This is a genomic window from Flavobacterium poyangense, assembly GCF_011751075.1.
GTDB classification, from domain to species: Bacteria; Bacteroidota; Bacteroidia; order Flavobacteriales; family Flavobacteriaceae; genus Flavobacterium; species Flavobacterium poyangense.
Window position 1 is genome coordinate 14299 of record NZ_JAALLN010000014.1, and the last position, 14928, is coordinate 29226.

Here is a 14928-nt window from a genome sequence, read left to right on the forward strand (position 1 = left end):
TATGAATACTATGCTTTATTTGCTGTTGCAGTTTTATCGATGACATCTTGTAAATAGTTCAAAATAACCGTCTTTTTATATTTAGAAAGATCTCTTGTTGCAGGCATATAATTAGGATCATCAAGATCTTTACTAAAAACTAAATGCAATATTTGCGCATTTTTATCAACCACCGTTTTATCTGCCAGATTAAAAATTCCTTTTGACATCAACGGATACAAATTGGCATATTGCTGCATGATGGGCTGAATAAAGTTGTCCCAGTCAGGAATTATTTTTGGGGTTGGAGCACCTGAAAAAATCAAAAGACTAATAAAATTAGACTGATTACAATCGTCAAAACTTTGTGTGCTCAGATTATAGCTGATAGCATAAATTTGTCCATCAATGTATACTCTCGGATTTCCGGGATCGGGAGCTGTAAACCTAAGTACAGCTTTACCATTTGCATCTGTTGTAACTTCAGCGGGTTTATTTCCTGAGAAATAAGGTATTGGAGGAGTACCAACTGCAGGTACCACTGGCGGTGGTGGCGAACCCAGTAAATTTTGTGTATTATCTTGTGCCTGAATGATTGCATTTGGAAGTGCTTTTCCAAGATGAGTTGCGTAAAAATTAATTTTACACTTATCTTCAGGATCTAATCGAAATACAAATTGATCAGCACCTACATAATCAATAGACTCTGTATAAATTAATATCCCCGTCTTAGATTTTTTTAAACTAAAAACATCATTGATACTGTCTGTCATATTTGTAACAATTGCCAATGGGTATTGGTTACAAAGATCCAGCTGTTCGTCTGAAAGTGGAAAAGTAAAAATTCCTGATGTATTCATATACCAATCCAAACCTGAATAATTTATTTGTCCAATGACTGATATCCCTGTATTGGTATTGATAACAAGGTGTAAATTTTCACTTGTATTGACCCCTTCTGCATTAAATTGTAGCGCATTACCAAAATCAAGTACAACTTGTTTTAATTTCTCATCGACTAATGCGGTAGCATAATTATATTTTTGTCTTTGTCCCTGCGGTAAATATTGAGGAAGTGGATTTGGAAATAATTGTCTTCCCAATACAAAATGTTTAGGTTCTCTATTATTTGAAGGTCCTATTGAGCCAACTATTCTGCCTAAAGTAAATTGGTCTGAGGTGTGATCTCCATTAAATCTATCCACCGAAAAATGTATAGATAATTGCTTAGCACTTACCGCTTTTAATTCGTTAAGATATCTTGAGTTAGATATTTTAAAATTCCAATCAATATTCTTTATAACAGACTGATAGGTTGCCCCTGCTCCTGAACTACCTCGTAAATCAACCGATCTTGAAAACCAAATATTGCTAAATGGTGCCATCTCATAATCACCTTTCACCAGTGTATTACCCTCATTATTTACAATTCGTACCACAAACCCCCAAAGTTGAGAAACCATTTGTTGCTGACTATCTAAATCTACAATTTTTCCTGCGGTACGTGCATCGGTATCCATGACAGACATACCAATAATAGGATCTAAAAGTGGATTATCCGTACTCGTTCCGTCCTGATAGGTAACACTCGTAATTTTACAGCCTAGAAATCGCCAGTTTCCGGTACCATCCGGATTCCACCAACCATTTTCCTGGCCCGGACCGTAATTTTGATATTTTGGCTCAAATGTTTCATTGTTAAAATGTGTGGGATCATTATTTACAGTCGAAGGATCGGCCTGAAACTGACCAGAAAATGTAAGACGCGGGACGTTTAAATAGGACATAGTTTTAGTTTTGTTTTTTAAATTTTAGAATAATCAGCTTTTTAACATCAATAACATTTTTTTATATTATTTTTTAATAGTTTATGTATCAAATTTAAATCACACTCCCGTAGATCTGTAATAAAATGTTACAGGCAACTTTTTTTCTGCCATAGAGTATAAAAAACTAAGCATGAAATTGATTTTATAGCAGTTGGACAAACAAATAATAAATGTGGAATTACCTCTATTTTGTCGTAAAAAAACAACGTTCTCAATTTTTCGAATTTATCAAAAGGAATTTTTAATTTTTAAAACTATTGAAGAGTTTAATAAATAAACTAATTACAAAAATCTAGCTTAACTTTTTCTCTGCTATTTGTTTGTAAATTCAAAATAGCTATATATTGGAGTTCATACCATAAAATGGGCACAGAAACTCAAGACCATTGGTTATAAAACAAAAGAAATGGAAAAACCAAAGCAAAAGTATACATTAGAATTTAAGCTAAAGGTAGTAGAACTCAGCAACAGGTATTACAGCATCATACGGGCAGCTAAAGAAGTAAATACAAGTCCAGAGAATATCAGACGATGGAAAGTCCAACTTCAAGATGGAATACTTGGCAAGAAGAAAAAACAAGCAGCACCAAACAGGCTTCTTCAATTAAAAATTCTGAGAAAAGAGCTTACAAAAGTCCAAATGGAAAGAGATATCCTAAGGAAAGCCGCCCACATTCTATCCGGTGATACAATTACTAAATTTAAATTCATAAAACAGCATAGAGACCACTACCCAATTGCAAACACCTGCCAAATACTTGAAGTAAGCAAGATCAGTTACTATTATTGGGACAACAGAAAATCAGCAAAGAGAACTTTACTAGTTTTAATTAATATTGTAAAACTTGTCAACCTATTTTAGGCCGACTCAATCCAATAAAATTCAAGACAACAAAGAAAACAGAGCTTCTATGCGATTAAAGGTTCTTGATTCAGTATTGAAACTTATGAAAACAGAGTCACCTTATCCCAATGATATGGAAATTATTTCAATGAAAGAGGTTGATTCTATAACAAGGTCTGAAATTGCTCAACGCAGTCTAAGGCAGTCTGAAGGGACATATAAAGGCACTACCTATTACGTAGATCTCCGTATAAAACCTGAGCTCAAAAGAATAGCTTTGGATAAAAGTATAAAAGGATATGTATTATATTACAAAATGCGTTACAGGGTCAATGATGTAAGAGTTGATGTACAGGATTATGTCGTAATTTTTGATGCTGTTAAAAACAATATCATATATCATGACAATTATTTAGCCAGCCATGATATACTGGTACATCAATTAATGCTGGGCTTAGAAAATCATCTGCTCAAAACTATTAAATAGCCCTTCATTTGTATTAACAAAACATTACGGCATCATAGACAAAAAACTTATAACCATAGCCTTATTGTAATATAAAAAGTATCAATTCATACCAAAAAGATGTAGGTCGTACGCGAAAAGCTAGAAAACGAAAAAAGTTTCAGAGATCTCTTTGAAGCTTTTGCTTTGATAGAAAATACAGAACTCAGACCCTGTCATCATGTAAATTTCATTCAATCATTTGAAATCAAATGACGACAAAAAAAACGCCCATTCAAATAAAACAACCACTCCTACCAACTCCTCATTCACCGGTCAAAATCAAACTAAAAAAATCTAAATTAGCAAAATCTATTTTTAAAATTAAAAACTCCCTACTGATAATGTTACAAAAAATATATTCTAAACATTATTAAAATGAAAGATAGTAAATAATCGTACTCTGGGTTTTATGGCAAAATCATGGCACAATCTATTTTGAACAATTAAAAAAATCAGTTAATTAAAGCCCTAAGAAGATTAGGTTTGAAACTGTATTACTATTATAACATTCTACGTCTCAAATATTATTTGTTTTTCAATTGATGCCAGAAATTGGTTTATTTCAGGAAAAGAAAAAACACAAATTAGAAAAAGAAAAGCAACTAACTAAATAAATAACTATTTAATAGTCTATTTCATTTAAATAAACTCCCTGCCCCCCAGCATCGAAATTACTGCCCGAAAATACCTAGTAAAACAACCCCAAAGAGATGGCTTATAGCAAAACATGACTGCACAAATCCATACCATTGCCTGCACAAAAGGTATCGATCAAATAAAAAATATCGTTAATTATTTATGAAATAAAAATCCTATTTTTACAATCAGTAAAAACTGATTTTTATCATTCATACTAGCTCACTTTAGGCTATCTGAACAGAGGGTAATTTCAATGTCAACCTGCAAAAAACAATTTAATTAAATGGGAAAATTTATTACGGGAAAAAATCTTGAAAATGCAATTTATGAAATAATTTGGGAAGCAGAACAAAACCTTTTAATTGTTTCCCCATTTATAAAACTAGATGACTATTTTATAAGACTCTTTGATAATCATCTTAATAATCCAAACCTCCACATATTAATTGTTTTTGGAAAAAACGAACGAGAAATCAACAGAAGTTTAAGCAAAAATGATTTTGATTATTTTAGAAAATTCTTGAACATCAGCATAGTTTATGTTCCAAATCTACACGCAAAATATTATGGAAATGAAAAAAAAGGAGTCTTAACTTCTATGAACTTATATGACTACTCTTTCAAAAATAATGTCGAATTTGGAGTCTATTCTGAAACTAGCATTTTAAGTAAATTCACAAAAAATGCAGACGATGAAGCTTATCAAGCCTGTTATGACCTTGCAGAAAAAAGCGAAGCTATCTACATAAAACGACCAGTATATGAAAAGAAATTATTAAGTTCACTACTTGGTAAAAACTATATAAAATCAGATGTACTGCACGATACAACTGATAAATTTTACTCTTCACCCAATAGAAATAAATTACGTGATATTACAACATTAAATGATTTTCCTTTTGAATTGGAATTAGGGGCAGAATCAAAATCAAGACCAAAAAGAGAAGAAATTGAAAATCCAACAAATGGATTTTGTATTAGAACAGGAGAACAAATAACGTTTAATATGAAAAAGCCATTTTCGTATCAAGCATATAGAAGCTGGGCATCTTTTGGAAATGAAAACTATCTGGAAAATTTTTGTCACAAAACAGGTAAACCTTCTCACGGCAAAACATCAATGAGAAAACCAATTCTATAAAAAGAAAACTGCGACAGAAGTAAATACAAAATTTAGGATAATGAAATTGATACTTTCCCTCATCATTTCGTAAATAGATTTTCAAAAACAATTACCATCTCCTCTCAACGCAAAACTCAAAAGAATATCTGCATCAAAAAAAACACTATTGAAGTTTTACAACTGCGCTCCAAAATCTTCATAGAAAAACAGTAAAATCCAGATCTAACAAATTTTAGATTCGAAACTGTATTACATTAATAGATGCTTCAGATCTACCTTATAGATCTACAAGAGCATTCTAGTGGTTAATCTCAAATATTACCGTTTATTATTGTATTTCCAAAATCCAACTTTATCCTATACGAATACATTGAAAATTGGTACAATAAGAAAAGAAGACATTCAGCTATAGGTTATATGACAATTGAAGAATTTGATAGATTGTATTCTTTATAATTATATACTTATATCATCTCTGAAATCATTTAGAAGCATCTAGGATGATTGTTTAATTATATACATATATAAATATAATTTTAAAACAATATAATCATGAAAACACTTTCGAATCACATCCCAGAAAGTTTTACTACTGTAAAAGAAAATCAGGAAACAATTGTAGAAAATAAAATGGACAACACAGAAGAAGTTGTTAATGAAGATGAATCTGTAGAAAAAGAAAAACCGTCTGGTGGGACAGACGGCTTATAAGCTCTTTTTAATTTGCAAGAAAATAGAGCATTAAAAGAAATTTAAACAATTCTAGCAGTAAATTTTCTGCTAATTTTTCCAGAAATTTTTCCACTATTAAAAGTAGAAATGATTTGAATTTGCGCAAAAATTTTTGATTCATGATATATAAAAATTTTAAAATGAAATCTATATATCAAGCACTTTTAGTCGCTCGGGTATTTTTCTTGTTAATATTTTTTTATTTCTTTGTTAAATTTTACAAGCCCTTTATTTAATGGGCTTGCAGACTTTTTAGACCAAAACTACATCCCCAAAACTCCTTTTGAAGCACCTAGATTATCTGTGAATTGCCTTCTCAAACCGGTCATCTGATCAAACGGTGTGAAAGAGTAATTTCCGGCGATAATGATGCACTTGGTATGTCATTATCTTTTATTAAACAACTTCCTAGCTGTATTGAAAATTTAGAGTTGGTACACTGGGTATATTATTATCTAAAAAAGCTTTAAAAAGTTTCATTGAAACACTAACTAAAATTGTATTCTAAAATTTAGAATCATTCTACAGATTTTAAATCATTCTTTTACAACAGGTTGATATAATTTTATAATATGAAAAAAATATTTTAAATATGGGTATAATTAGAGATGATAGAAATCTCCACATTATTCTAAAAAAGGTTGACTTAGATATCCATAAGCTTAATGATCAAAAAATAAAAGCCTTTATTGAATTTTTAGGATTGAAATACCGTGAGGATATCCCTAAGAATTTTCTTGATTGGGAAAACATTCTTGTTGTAGTGCCAAATCGCGAAATGTTAAATGAGATTAAAAAATATAAGGATTCAATATCCCGAATTTCATTTGTTACAAACGCAAATGCAAAGCAGATTCATATTTATGATATCAATGACTGGAAAAACGCTACACAAAACAAAACAACATTACAAATAAGACAGTTTCTAAAAACTAATTTTGGAGGCGTTCCAACAACCTCTTAAGATCCGGATTGGATTAAACTACTATAAATTAAAATTATGCACGTTGAAAACCATTATATCAATAGAAGCGGGTGACTCAGGGCAGCTGTCCTGGGGGCAAACGACGGAATTTTATCTACTACCAGTTTAGCCATTGGTGTGGCAGCAGCAAGTGTCACAAGAGAGCCTATCTTACTGGCTGCCATAGCGGGTCTAACAGCAGGTGCACTTTCCATGGCTGCAGGTGAATATGTTTCGGTAAGTTCCCAAGCTGATGTAGAAACTGCAGATTTGAAAAGAGAAAAAATTGCTCTTGAAACCCTGCCGGAAGAAGAACTGGAAGAATTAACGGATATGTATATTCAAAGAGGATTAAATAAAGAACTGGCCAGGCAGGTTGCTGTGGAATTAACGGCTCATGATGCGCTTGAAGCCCATGCGCGGGATGAACTCGGAATTAATGAAATCACACAACCCAACCCGCTTACAGCAGCTTTTGCATCGGCCATATCCTTTATTATTGGTGGTTTATTGCCGCTTTTGGTGGCTATTTTTGCACCTATCAAAGAAATGGTATTTTATCAGTATGGTTTTTCGATACTCTTTTTGGCACTATCAGGAATACTGGCAGCAAAAGCTGGCGGATCACATACTTTAAAAGCGGTATTACGTATCTGTATCTGGGGTACTTTTGCAATGGTAATGTCGGCACTAGTGGGCTATATTTTTGGCGTTCAAACTGGTTAGTGAAAATATGTTTTTATCATTGGTAAGCATCATCCACAGTATGACTGAACTTGTCCCACTTCACAAAAGAACCAGATTAATTTTATTTTTGTATTTTTTTTGATTGACAAGATTTTTTTTCCATTGAAGCTTCTTAAATTTTTTTACTGAATGATCTTCATAAATTACGTTACGTATCTGTATTTGGTTTATGCTGCAATATTTTCTTAGCATTTCTCCTAATTACGCTTTGAAAACCCCTTCTCTGCCTGCTCATCAGTACTTACTCTGACATGCCGCTATAAATACAAAAACAGAAAACAAGCCGGAAAATCAATTCATGACTATATTGAAAATTTCTTTAATACCGTGCGAAGACATTTTGCTCTTGGAAATTTAACAATGGAAGAATTTCAAAGTAAATATCTAATTTCTAAAAAGCAAACCTACAAGCCTTGATTTTAATATGTTACTAATTATACTTTCAAAAATTAAATTAGTAGCATTTTGTTATTGAAAATAGATTTGTTAAAACTAGTAATTTACCCTCTATTAAGTTCTACTTTAAAATATTGTTGATTATTTACACTATTTCAACTCTTTTAATACATCTTCCAGTTTATATTTTTCCCGAACATAGTCTTCTTCTAATGAGTCAATTGTATGCTGTAGCGATAGGTCATAATGCTTAATATCTCCTGCAAACACTTTAGTAAATTTTACTTTTTTCTTCAATAAGTCAAGCTCCCGCTGAGCATCGTCAATACAAACAGTCATATATTCGCGCTCGTCCTGCGGATGAGATTCGACTTCCTCTCTCTGCTTATCAATAATTAGCTGTGCCGATTTAATTATACTGTCTGATTCTTTATTCAATGCGAACCACTTTCTAAGTAGATTATCATTGATGCCGGGCATTTCAGCTGAGTCTATTTCTATTTCATTTTCATTTGGATCTATCCAATCCTTTTTCTGGCAGCAATATAAAAGCATAATGATGGCAATTGGTATATAGAACTTTCTTTTCATAATATTACTTATTTAATTTCTTAAGAATCTTTACTTTAAAGCATTATTTATAAAGATTTTATTTTAACTCAATATCTTCAACTAGCTGATGTTTTCTTTTTACGATTATTTTCTGAGGGCAATTTTTTATCAAGCTTTCGTTGCAATGTAATACTTTCCATTACGGGCATATTCTCTGGCAATGTATTTCCGATGTCTTCAATTGCCTTACGAGCTTTTAATCCAACCGCAAAATGAATAGTATCAGCCTCGGCACTATCCTGAACATTTTCATCATTTAGCTTTTCAGCGGTTTGAGTGACACGAAATAAATTGATTGCTAATTCTGTACTATCCATATGATCGAGAATGTTTTCATCAGAATCAAGACCTCTAATCTTGCGTATCGCTTTTACATCCAAACCTCCATAAAGTCCTCTATATCCATGGTTTTGAAAAAAGGCATAATCTGCAGGGGTAACAATACCAGCTTTTCGTGCGGCTCCAGCCAACTGAAGATTTCTCTTAGCCAATTCTCTGCGAAGAAAATATCTTCGGTTTTTTACCATTTTAAAATTATTACTTTTCCGCTGCTGACTTAATTCCTGCAGACGAGCTTGTATTGCAAAATAGGCTTGTCCAAGCGCTACCGGTTTTAAAGTAGGATCTGCATTTTGAATTATAAGATAACAGCCATAGCGTGATAATTTTACGTTTACCCAATTCCTTTGCAAATCATTACCAACTGATTTTATTGCACTAAAATCTTTAAAATGTGATGCTGTCTCCTGACCTGCATTAATACAGGAAGCCTTTGCCTTATCTAGCACTTCAATAAATGAACTATATCTGGAATACCCTAGCAATTTTGCAAGATCCTTGGCACTCCAATACTCATTACCAGCCTTATCTGTTTTTTTGAGTTTCTCAAATATCGATATGCTTTTGCTTTGTGATTTATTTGCTTTCATTGTGCTTTTTATTTAAAATCTGAGATTATTTTCTAAACTTATTTTAAATTAAAATTATCTTCAATACATTTTAGCTATAATCGAATACAGCAAATATCATTTAATAATTTAAGCAGAAAAATGATTTGTATCACCTTATAAGAAAGCTATAAATATTAAAAGATGATCACAATCATTTTTAATTTTTACATGTCAAACTATCTTTAAAATAAAATTAAAAGCCATCAAAAGAGAGATTTAAAAGAAATGAAAATGGAAAAATATATTTTAAAGTTTAGTGAGATCGGAATTAACGATATTAATAAAGCAGGAGGCAAAAATGCTTCTCTTGGAGAAATGTACAATAATTTTGGTCCTCATGGTATTAGAGTTCCCAATGGTTTTGCCATAACAACAACGGCCTACAAAGATTTTATAGAATACAATCATTTAAGTTTTGCGCTAAATGAATTAATGCAACTTTTGGATAAGAAAGACTTTACCAACTTAACTGAAATTGGCTCAAAAGCAAGAAAGCTGTTACTTGATGCAAAATTCCCCCTGGATCTTCAAACTGAAATTTCAAATGCGTACTCCTTCTTATGTGAAAACAAAGAACTCGCTGTTGCCGTTAGAAGCAGTGCTACCGCAGAAGATCTAGCCAATGCAAGTTTTGCGGGACAACACGATTCACTTCTAAATATTAAAGGTACAGTATATTACCTTTGCAATAACGGTCAAAATAGATAGTATCAAAAAAATTATAAAAAATGTATTGTATAAACGACAAAGAGTATCCCTGCAGCACCAGCCTTACAATGAAATATATAGGCGGAAAATGGAAGTCAGTTATTTTGATTCATTTAATAGAAAAGAAGCGCTATAATGAATTAAGGAAAGAATTGTCTATGGTAACAGAACGAACTATAAGTCTGCAGCTGAAAGCATTGGAAGAAGACGGCTTAATTTCTCGCACCGTACACACCGCCAAACCTCCCCTAATAGTAGATTATGAGCTGACAGAATTTGGCAAAACTTTAATTCCGCTGCTCCAAAGTATCGCTCAATGGGGTAAAGAAACGGCCAAAACAAATAAACGGGTCACCATAATATAGATTACTCTATGATTATGAATAATCTAGTTAGCAATGTTCTATGTGTAAGAATCGTGACACATTAATTTATCGGTATTGAAATTAACCACAACATGTCGTGGTAACTTAAAAACTCAGCTTAAAAGCCAAAAAAGACACATGCTCCATGCGCACGTGCCTTTATTATTGAAATATTAAATCATCCAACTGATTATTCTCTGATGGTAGTTTTGTCGTTAAGAGCCATCTGTGCAATTTCATCTTTTCTTTTAAATGAAACTCCTTTGTGTCCCTGAACATATTTAATTAGATCTCGTGTAGTCTGCACCATCTGAGGAGTTCCTCCGATACGATCATGAAAGCTTATAGACAGCTGTCTTTTTTTAAACTCACTTTCTGCATACAGCTGGTCAAACTCTGCTTTCACTTGGGAGAAAAACTGATCCGTTGAAAAATTTTTGCCTTCAATAAGCAAAATATCATTACAGCGTATAGTATAAGGTACTATTACAAAATCCTTACTGTTCACCTTTATAATAAAAGGCTCGTCTCGGCTAAGGTCATCAATATGATAAGTAAATCCCAGTTCTTGCAAAATTTTTAATGTGTTTTCTCCTCTGCGCAGCCAGTTTGCATTATATCCGACAGGATTAAATCCAGTTGCCTTTTTAATGGCATCAACCCCATCTTTAATAAACTTCATTTCATCATCATATGACAGGTTGTACTGAGAGCTCCAGCTCATACCATGCGCAGCAGCTTCGTGGCCTCGATCCACAATTTCTTTTGCCAATGCCGAATTTTTAAGTACTGCAGTTCCAACCATATGTGAGGTAACTTTAATCCCCAATTTGTCCCAGTTGTCCAACATACGCGGTATACCTTCTTTGTATCCATATTGATACCAAGTTGACGCCGGTAAATCTTGATATCCTTTCTCCATATTCTGCGGAAAAGGACTTTCAGCATTACCCGGCTGTCCACCAGCTTCAAACTGCATGGAAACCGAAACAACCAGACGCGACCCATCTGCCCATTTGCTGTTTGTCTCTTTAGCAGGTATTCTAGCATCCTCCACAAATGGAGAAGCAAAAGCGGCTGAAGGAACCACAAGTCCTGCAAGTCCCACTATGCTGCTTTTCTTAATAAAATCTCTTCTATTGATCATATTTTTTACTTTTTTGAAAAAGTTTATTCAGTGTAAGTGTATTTACTTCAAAATATTGTAACAGTATACAGAAAAAAGCCAAATGAATTAATTGTGACGGAATAGCTTCCCAATTTTCTATCATCGATGTTCCAAACAGTAATAATAAAATAATTATTGCACCTGTAAGCAAAGCTGTCCTTGTGAAAAGACCCATCAAAAGCAATAGCCCAACTAAAAACTCTGCAAAAGGAAGAGCATAACTAAAAGGAATTACTATAAATTCAGGCAGGACAGATTTCTTAAATTCTATTACCAGCCAGTTACTGAAAGAATTTAATTTAAGGAGCCTGACTAAACCATGCCCAAACATGCTTATCCCGACACCAAGTCGTAATAATATATAAACTATTTTGTCCATTGCTTTACTATTTAATTAGTTTCTTTGTGTAAAACTCCCGCTCTTACATAAATGGGTAATCCGTATAACCACGTTTATCTCCACCTCCAAAAAGTGTATGATTATCAGTTATTTGATTCAATGACGCTTCAATTAGTACGCGGTTTGGATAATCTGGATTGGCAAGGAAGCTTCGTCCGAATCCGACAATATCTACAAGATTTGATTCCAGCAGCTGTTCCGCTGTTTCTGGTGTTTTGTTTCCTGTTGCGATAATAGTATTACTAAAAGTCTTTCTTAACTTTATTCTAAAATCCCTTGGAATTTCAGGCGCATCGCCCCAATCAGCTTCTGAAAGATGTAGATAGGCTATTCCAAGATCGTTGAGTCTATCTGCTGCAGTCATAATAGTATCTAATATCTGTGGATCATCCATATCTTTAAATTTGATAAATGGCGATACTCTTACACCAACTTTGTCTTTGCCTACTTCAGAGACAACTGCTTCAGTTATTTCTAATAGGAATCGTATCCGGTTTTGAATAGTACCCCCATATTGATCGGTACGGACGTTTGAATTGTTTCTTAAAAACTGGTCTATAAGATATCCATTTGCTCCGTGAATTTCTACACCATCAAATCCTGCTTCAATTGCATTTTTAGCACCTTGAGCAAAATCTTCAATTGTTTGCTTAATATCAGAATGTGTCATTTTTCTAGGTTCTTCGACAGGAACGAAAGTTGCATCCCCATTTGGAGCACCATCAAAGATATACACTGATGTATCCTTTGCTGTAAGATCTGATGGACCTGCGGGCTGTAGTCCATTTACTTTAGCGGAAGAAACTCGGCCGACATGCCACAGCTGAAGAAATATCTTACTCTCTTTTGCATGTACCGCAGATGTAATTTTTTTCCATCCTTCTATTTGCTCTTTAGCATAAATACCTGGCGTACGAGCATAGCCTTTCCCTTGAAGACTAATTTGTGTGGCCTCAGAGATTATAAGCCCAGCTGAAGTCCTCTGGCTGTAATACTCAGCCATTAAATCATTTGGCACATCTCCTTGCTCATCACTTCGGCTCCTTGTCATAGGAGCCATTAAGAACCTATTTTTTAAGTTAAGTCCTTTTAAATTGTAACCACTGAATAAATTAGGATATTTCATTTCTATAAAAATTATAACTACACAAAATTCAATCTTTTAGCTCTAAAATTATTGTAAAAAAAAAGGATACATTTGTAACAAAAATGGTTCATGAAAAGAATATTCAGCAAACACTCCATAAATGTATTTGAATTAGAATTAACAGATTGGCCGTATGGTCAGCACACCCACAACTTTTGTGAATTGATATTAGTTAGAAAAGGGCATGGACTGCATAAAATTAACGATACAATATTTACTTACAATAGAGGGGACATCTTCCTGTTAACTCCCGAAGATTCTCATCAACTAGAGATAAAAGATCCTACAATTTTACTATACATTAAATTTACTGAGCAGATATTCAATGACAAGCAAAGCTGGATTAAATCAGGCTGGTTTGAAACCAACAGCCGTTTCCTCTTTCGTTCAAATATGACCGCAGGAAGCCTAATAAAAAACAGACAGGATACTAAAAAAATATTTTTTCTCTCAAAAATGCTTTTAGAAGAATATAAATCTCCTAAGCTGCATTCTAGAGAATTAACATTAGAGTTTTTTGGTGCTATCATAGTTATTGTCTTGCGGCATCTCACCGAGCACTCTACAAAAAAAACTTTTGCCGAAAAGGAAAGAGATAAAGTAAATGACGTTTTGGCTTACATAAGATTGAATATAAACACAGAAAAAAAATTAACACTTGCAACAATAGCAGCAGAGTTTAATATATCTGCAAACTATGTAGGCGAATATCTTAAAAACCATACAGGGAATGGCTTCAAAAAGATTATAATGGAAACAAGACTGGAGCGCGCCACAGTGCTTTTAAAACAAAGTACACTGAGTATTTCTGAAATTGCAGAGAAAACCGGCTTTACAGACGCAAGCCATATGAACAAAACATTTCAAAAGTATAAAGAAATAAATCCTTCAGAACTTCGATTTAAGAAAATCTAGTTATCTCCAAAGATATTGGCTTTCTAAGCAGCAATTTAATTTTTTTTACCTATCTTAAAATTATCTTCTACAAATACCAGGTCAAATATTTTCATCTTAATTTGTACAAAAAAGCTAGACGTAACATAGAGATGCCTCCCATTTAGCCATAAAATGCTAAGGCAGTTTTTAAATATATTTCGCAAGTCTAAGTTTTATAGCAGAATTAGAGTTACCTTCATTTTTGCCACAAAAAGCTAAGGCGGTTTTGTAAAAAAGAAGTGCTTTTGTGGCTAAAGCGGTTTCGAAGGCAAAAACCTCATTATTGGCTAATAATTCATTGATTCCATTAAGCATTATCCTTCCCGATTCAAAGGCCTCTTTTTCAGGTTGGAAAGGAGAGAGTAATTTCCCGAGCAAACGGCTATTCTAAAAAAAAGTCCGACAATGCTTTGTTTGAAAAAACAGAAACAAAAAATATTTGTTACACACCACTATATGAATTAGCTAATACAGGCTTTTCAGACAAAAGGATTTCGCCCCAATCGTTCAATTTCCAAAGTACATCTGCCAATTTCTCGCCCAGCGGTGTAAGCGAATACTCAACGCGGGGCGGTAATTCATTGAAGATTTTTTTGCTTAAAATTCCGTCCTGTTCCAATTCTTTCAGATGCTGGTTCAACACACGCCTATCCACTTTTGCAATGCCGCGAAGCATTTCGCTCGGACGTTTTTCGCCTTCGTTTATACGCCACACAATCGGGATTTTCCATTTTCCGCTAATAGCATTAACAGCAAATTCCAATGGGCAAATTTTTTCTTCTATCGCTCGTTGCTTTGTTTTCATAAAATTGACTTTTTTGTCTCCTAGGGATAATTATATGCGGTATTGCATTTCTGGTTTTACTTTCAAAACTTTGCAA

Annotated in this window: 18 protein-coding genes; 10 read left to right on the forward strand and 8 right to left on the reverse strand. The window is 33.4% G+C overall.

Annotated elements, in window-relative coordinates; all coding sequences use genetic code 11:
* Positions 1 to 8: 8 nt before the first annotated feature.
* Positions 9 to 1766: a hypothetical protein gene (locus G3A47_RS17720; protein ID WP_166924785.1), complete on the reverse strand. Its 1758-nt coding sequence runs from the start codon at positions 1764 to 1766 to the stop codon at positions 9 to 11.
* Between the two features lie 448 nt (positions 1767 to 2214).
* On the opposite strand from G3A47_RS17720, the gene G3A47_RS17725 reads away from it, so the two are divergent.
* The 7 genes from G3A47_RS17725 (at position 2215) to G3A47_RS24020 (ending at position 7782) form a co-directional block, all read left to right on the forward strand.
* Positions 2215 to 2670 carry a transposase gene (locus G3A47_RS17725; protein WP_070906614.1) on the forward strand — a complete coding sequence of 152 codons (456 nt, stop codon included), beginning with the start codon at positions 2215 to 2217 and terminating at the stop codon, positions 2668 to 2670.
* A gap of 85 nt (positions 2671 to 2755) precedes the next feature.
* Positions 2756 to 3139, forward strand: a complete 384-nt coding sequence (locus tag G3A47_RS17730; protein ID WP_166924787.1) for a hypothetical protein — start codon at positions 2756 to 2758, stop codon at positions 3137 to 3139.
* A 943-nt stretch (positions 3140 to 4082) separates the two neighbouring features.
* Positions 4083 to 4940, forward strand: a complete 858-nt coding sequence (locus tag G3A47_RS17735; RefSeq protein WP_166924789.1) for a phospholipase D family protein — start codon at positions 4083 to 4085, stop codon at positions 4938 to 4940.
* 534 nt (positions 4941 to 5474) lie between these two features.
* Entirely contained in the window at positions 5475 to 5633 is a 159-nt protein-coding gene (locus G3A47_RS17740) for a hypothetical protein (RefSeq protein WP_165607915.1), read from the forward strand.
* A 613-nt stretch (positions 5634 to 6246) separates the two neighbouring features.
* Positions 6247 to 6618, forward strand: coding sequence for a hypothetical protein (locus G3A47_RS17745; protein ID WP_070906617.1), 372 nt, complete (start codon positions 6247 to 6249; stop codon positions 6616 to 6618).
* A gap of 90 nt (positions 6619 to 6708) precedes the next feature.
* Positions 6709 to 7344, forward strand: coding sequence for a VIT1/CCC1 transporter family protein (locus G3A47_RS17750; protein ID WP_233431372.1), 636 nt, complete (start codon positions 6709 to 6711; stop codon positions 7342 to 7344).
* A gap of 267 nt (positions 7345 to 7611) precedes the next feature.
* Complete coding sequence (locus tag G3A47_RS24020) at positions 7612 to 7782, forward strand: IS3 family transposase (RefSeq protein WP_083342489.1); 171 nt, start codon at positions 7612 to 7614, stop codon at positions 7780 to 7782.
* A 129-nt stretch (positions 7783 to 7911) separates the two neighbouring features.
* On the opposite strand, the gene G3A47_RS17760 is transcribed toward G3A47_RS24020, so the two are convergent.
* Both G3A47_RS17760 and dinD read right to left on the reverse strand, forming a co-directional pair.
* Positions 7912 to 8352: an aldo-keto reductase family protein gene (locus G3A47_RS17760; protein ID WP_070906618.1), complete on the reverse strand. Its 441-nt coding sequence runs from the start codon at positions 8350 to 8352 to the stop codon at positions 7912 to 7914.
* Positions 8353 to 8429: 77 nt separating this feature from the next.
* A complete protein-coding gene (gene dinD / locus G3A47_RS17765) occupies positions 8430 to 9302 on the reverse strand; it encodes a DNA damage-inducible protein D (RefSeq protein WP_070906619.1) in 873 nt (290 codons plus the stop codon).
* Between the two features lie 252 nt (positions 9303 to 9554).
* On the opposite strand from dinD, the gene G3A47_RS17770 reads away from it, so the two are divergent.
* Both G3A47_RS17770 and G3A47_RS17775 read left to right on the forward strand, forming a co-directional pair.
* On the forward strand, positions 9555 to 10031 hold the full coding sequence (locus G3A47_RS17770; protein WP_165607916.1) for a PEP/pyruvate-binding domain-containing protein: 477 nt from the start codon (positions 9555 to 9557) through the stop codon (positions 10029 to 10031).
* A 20-nt stretch (positions 10032 to 10051) separates the two neighbouring features.
* Positions 10052 to 10396 (forward strand): winged helix-turn-helix transcriptional regulator, encoded by a 345-nt coding sequence (locus G3A47_RS17775; RefSeq protein WP_070906621.1) that lies wholly within the window; start codon positions 10052 to 10054, stop codon positions 10394 to 10396.
* Between the two features lie 190 nt (positions 10397 to 10586).
* Here the strand turns inward: G3A47_RS17775 and G3A47_RS17780 are convergent, their stop codons facing one another.
* Genes G3A47_RS17780 through G3A47_RS17790 form a run of 3 tightly spaced genes read right to left on the reverse strand, consistent with a single transcriptional unit; the run spans position 10587 to position 13090 of the window.
* On the reverse strand, positions 10587 to 11543 hold the full coding sequence (locus G3A47_RS17780) for a polysaccharide deacetylase family protein (protein ID WP_070906622.1): 957 nt from the start codon (positions 11541 to 11543) through the stop codon (positions 10587 to 10589).
* The gene (locus G3A47_RS17785; protein WP_070906623.1) at positions 11533 to 11943 is read right to left on the reverse strand and encodes a DoxX family membrane protein; all 411 of its coding nucleotides are present in this window, start codon (positions 11941 to 11943) and stop codon (positions 11533 to 11535) included. Before G3A47_RS17785 ends, G3A47_RS17780 begins: the two co-directional genes overlap by 11 nt.
* A gap of 43 nt (positions 11944 to 11986) precedes the next feature.
* A complete protein-coding gene (locus tag G3A47_RS17790; protein WP_166924791.1) occupies positions 11987 to 13090 on the reverse strand; it encodes an alkene reductase in 1104 nt (367 codons plus the stop codon).
* A 90-nt stretch (positions 13091 to 13180) separates the two neighbouring features.
* On the opposite strand from G3A47_RS17790, the gene G3A47_RS17795 reads away from it, so the two are divergent.
* Positions 13181 to 14026 carry a helix-turn-helix domain-containing protein gene (locus G3A47_RS17795; RefSeq protein ID WP_070906625.1) on the forward strand — a complete coding sequence of 282 codons (846 nt, stop codon included), beginning with the start codon at positions 13181 to 13183 and terminating at the stop codon, positions 14024 to 14026.
* Positions 14027 to 14194: 168 nt separating this feature from the next.
* Here the strand turns inward: G3A47_RS17795 and G3A47_RS23670 are convergent, their stop codons facing one another.
* Both G3A47_RS23670 and G3A47_RS17805 read right to left on the reverse strand, forming a co-directional pair.
* Positions 14195 to 14425, reverse strand: a complete 231-nt coding sequence (locus tag G3A47_RS23670) for a hypothetical protein (protein ID WP_207544114.1) — start codon at positions 14423 to 14425, stop codon at positions 14195 to 14197.
* Between the two features lie 64 nt (positions 14426 to 14489).
* Complete coding sequence (locus tag G3A47_RS17805) at positions 14490 to 14852, reverse strand: winged helix-turn-helix transcriptional regulator (RefSeq protein ID WP_166924793.1); 363 nt, start codon at positions 14850 to 14852, stop codon at positions 14490 to 14492.
* Positions 14853 to 14928 lie beyond the last annotated feature (76 nt).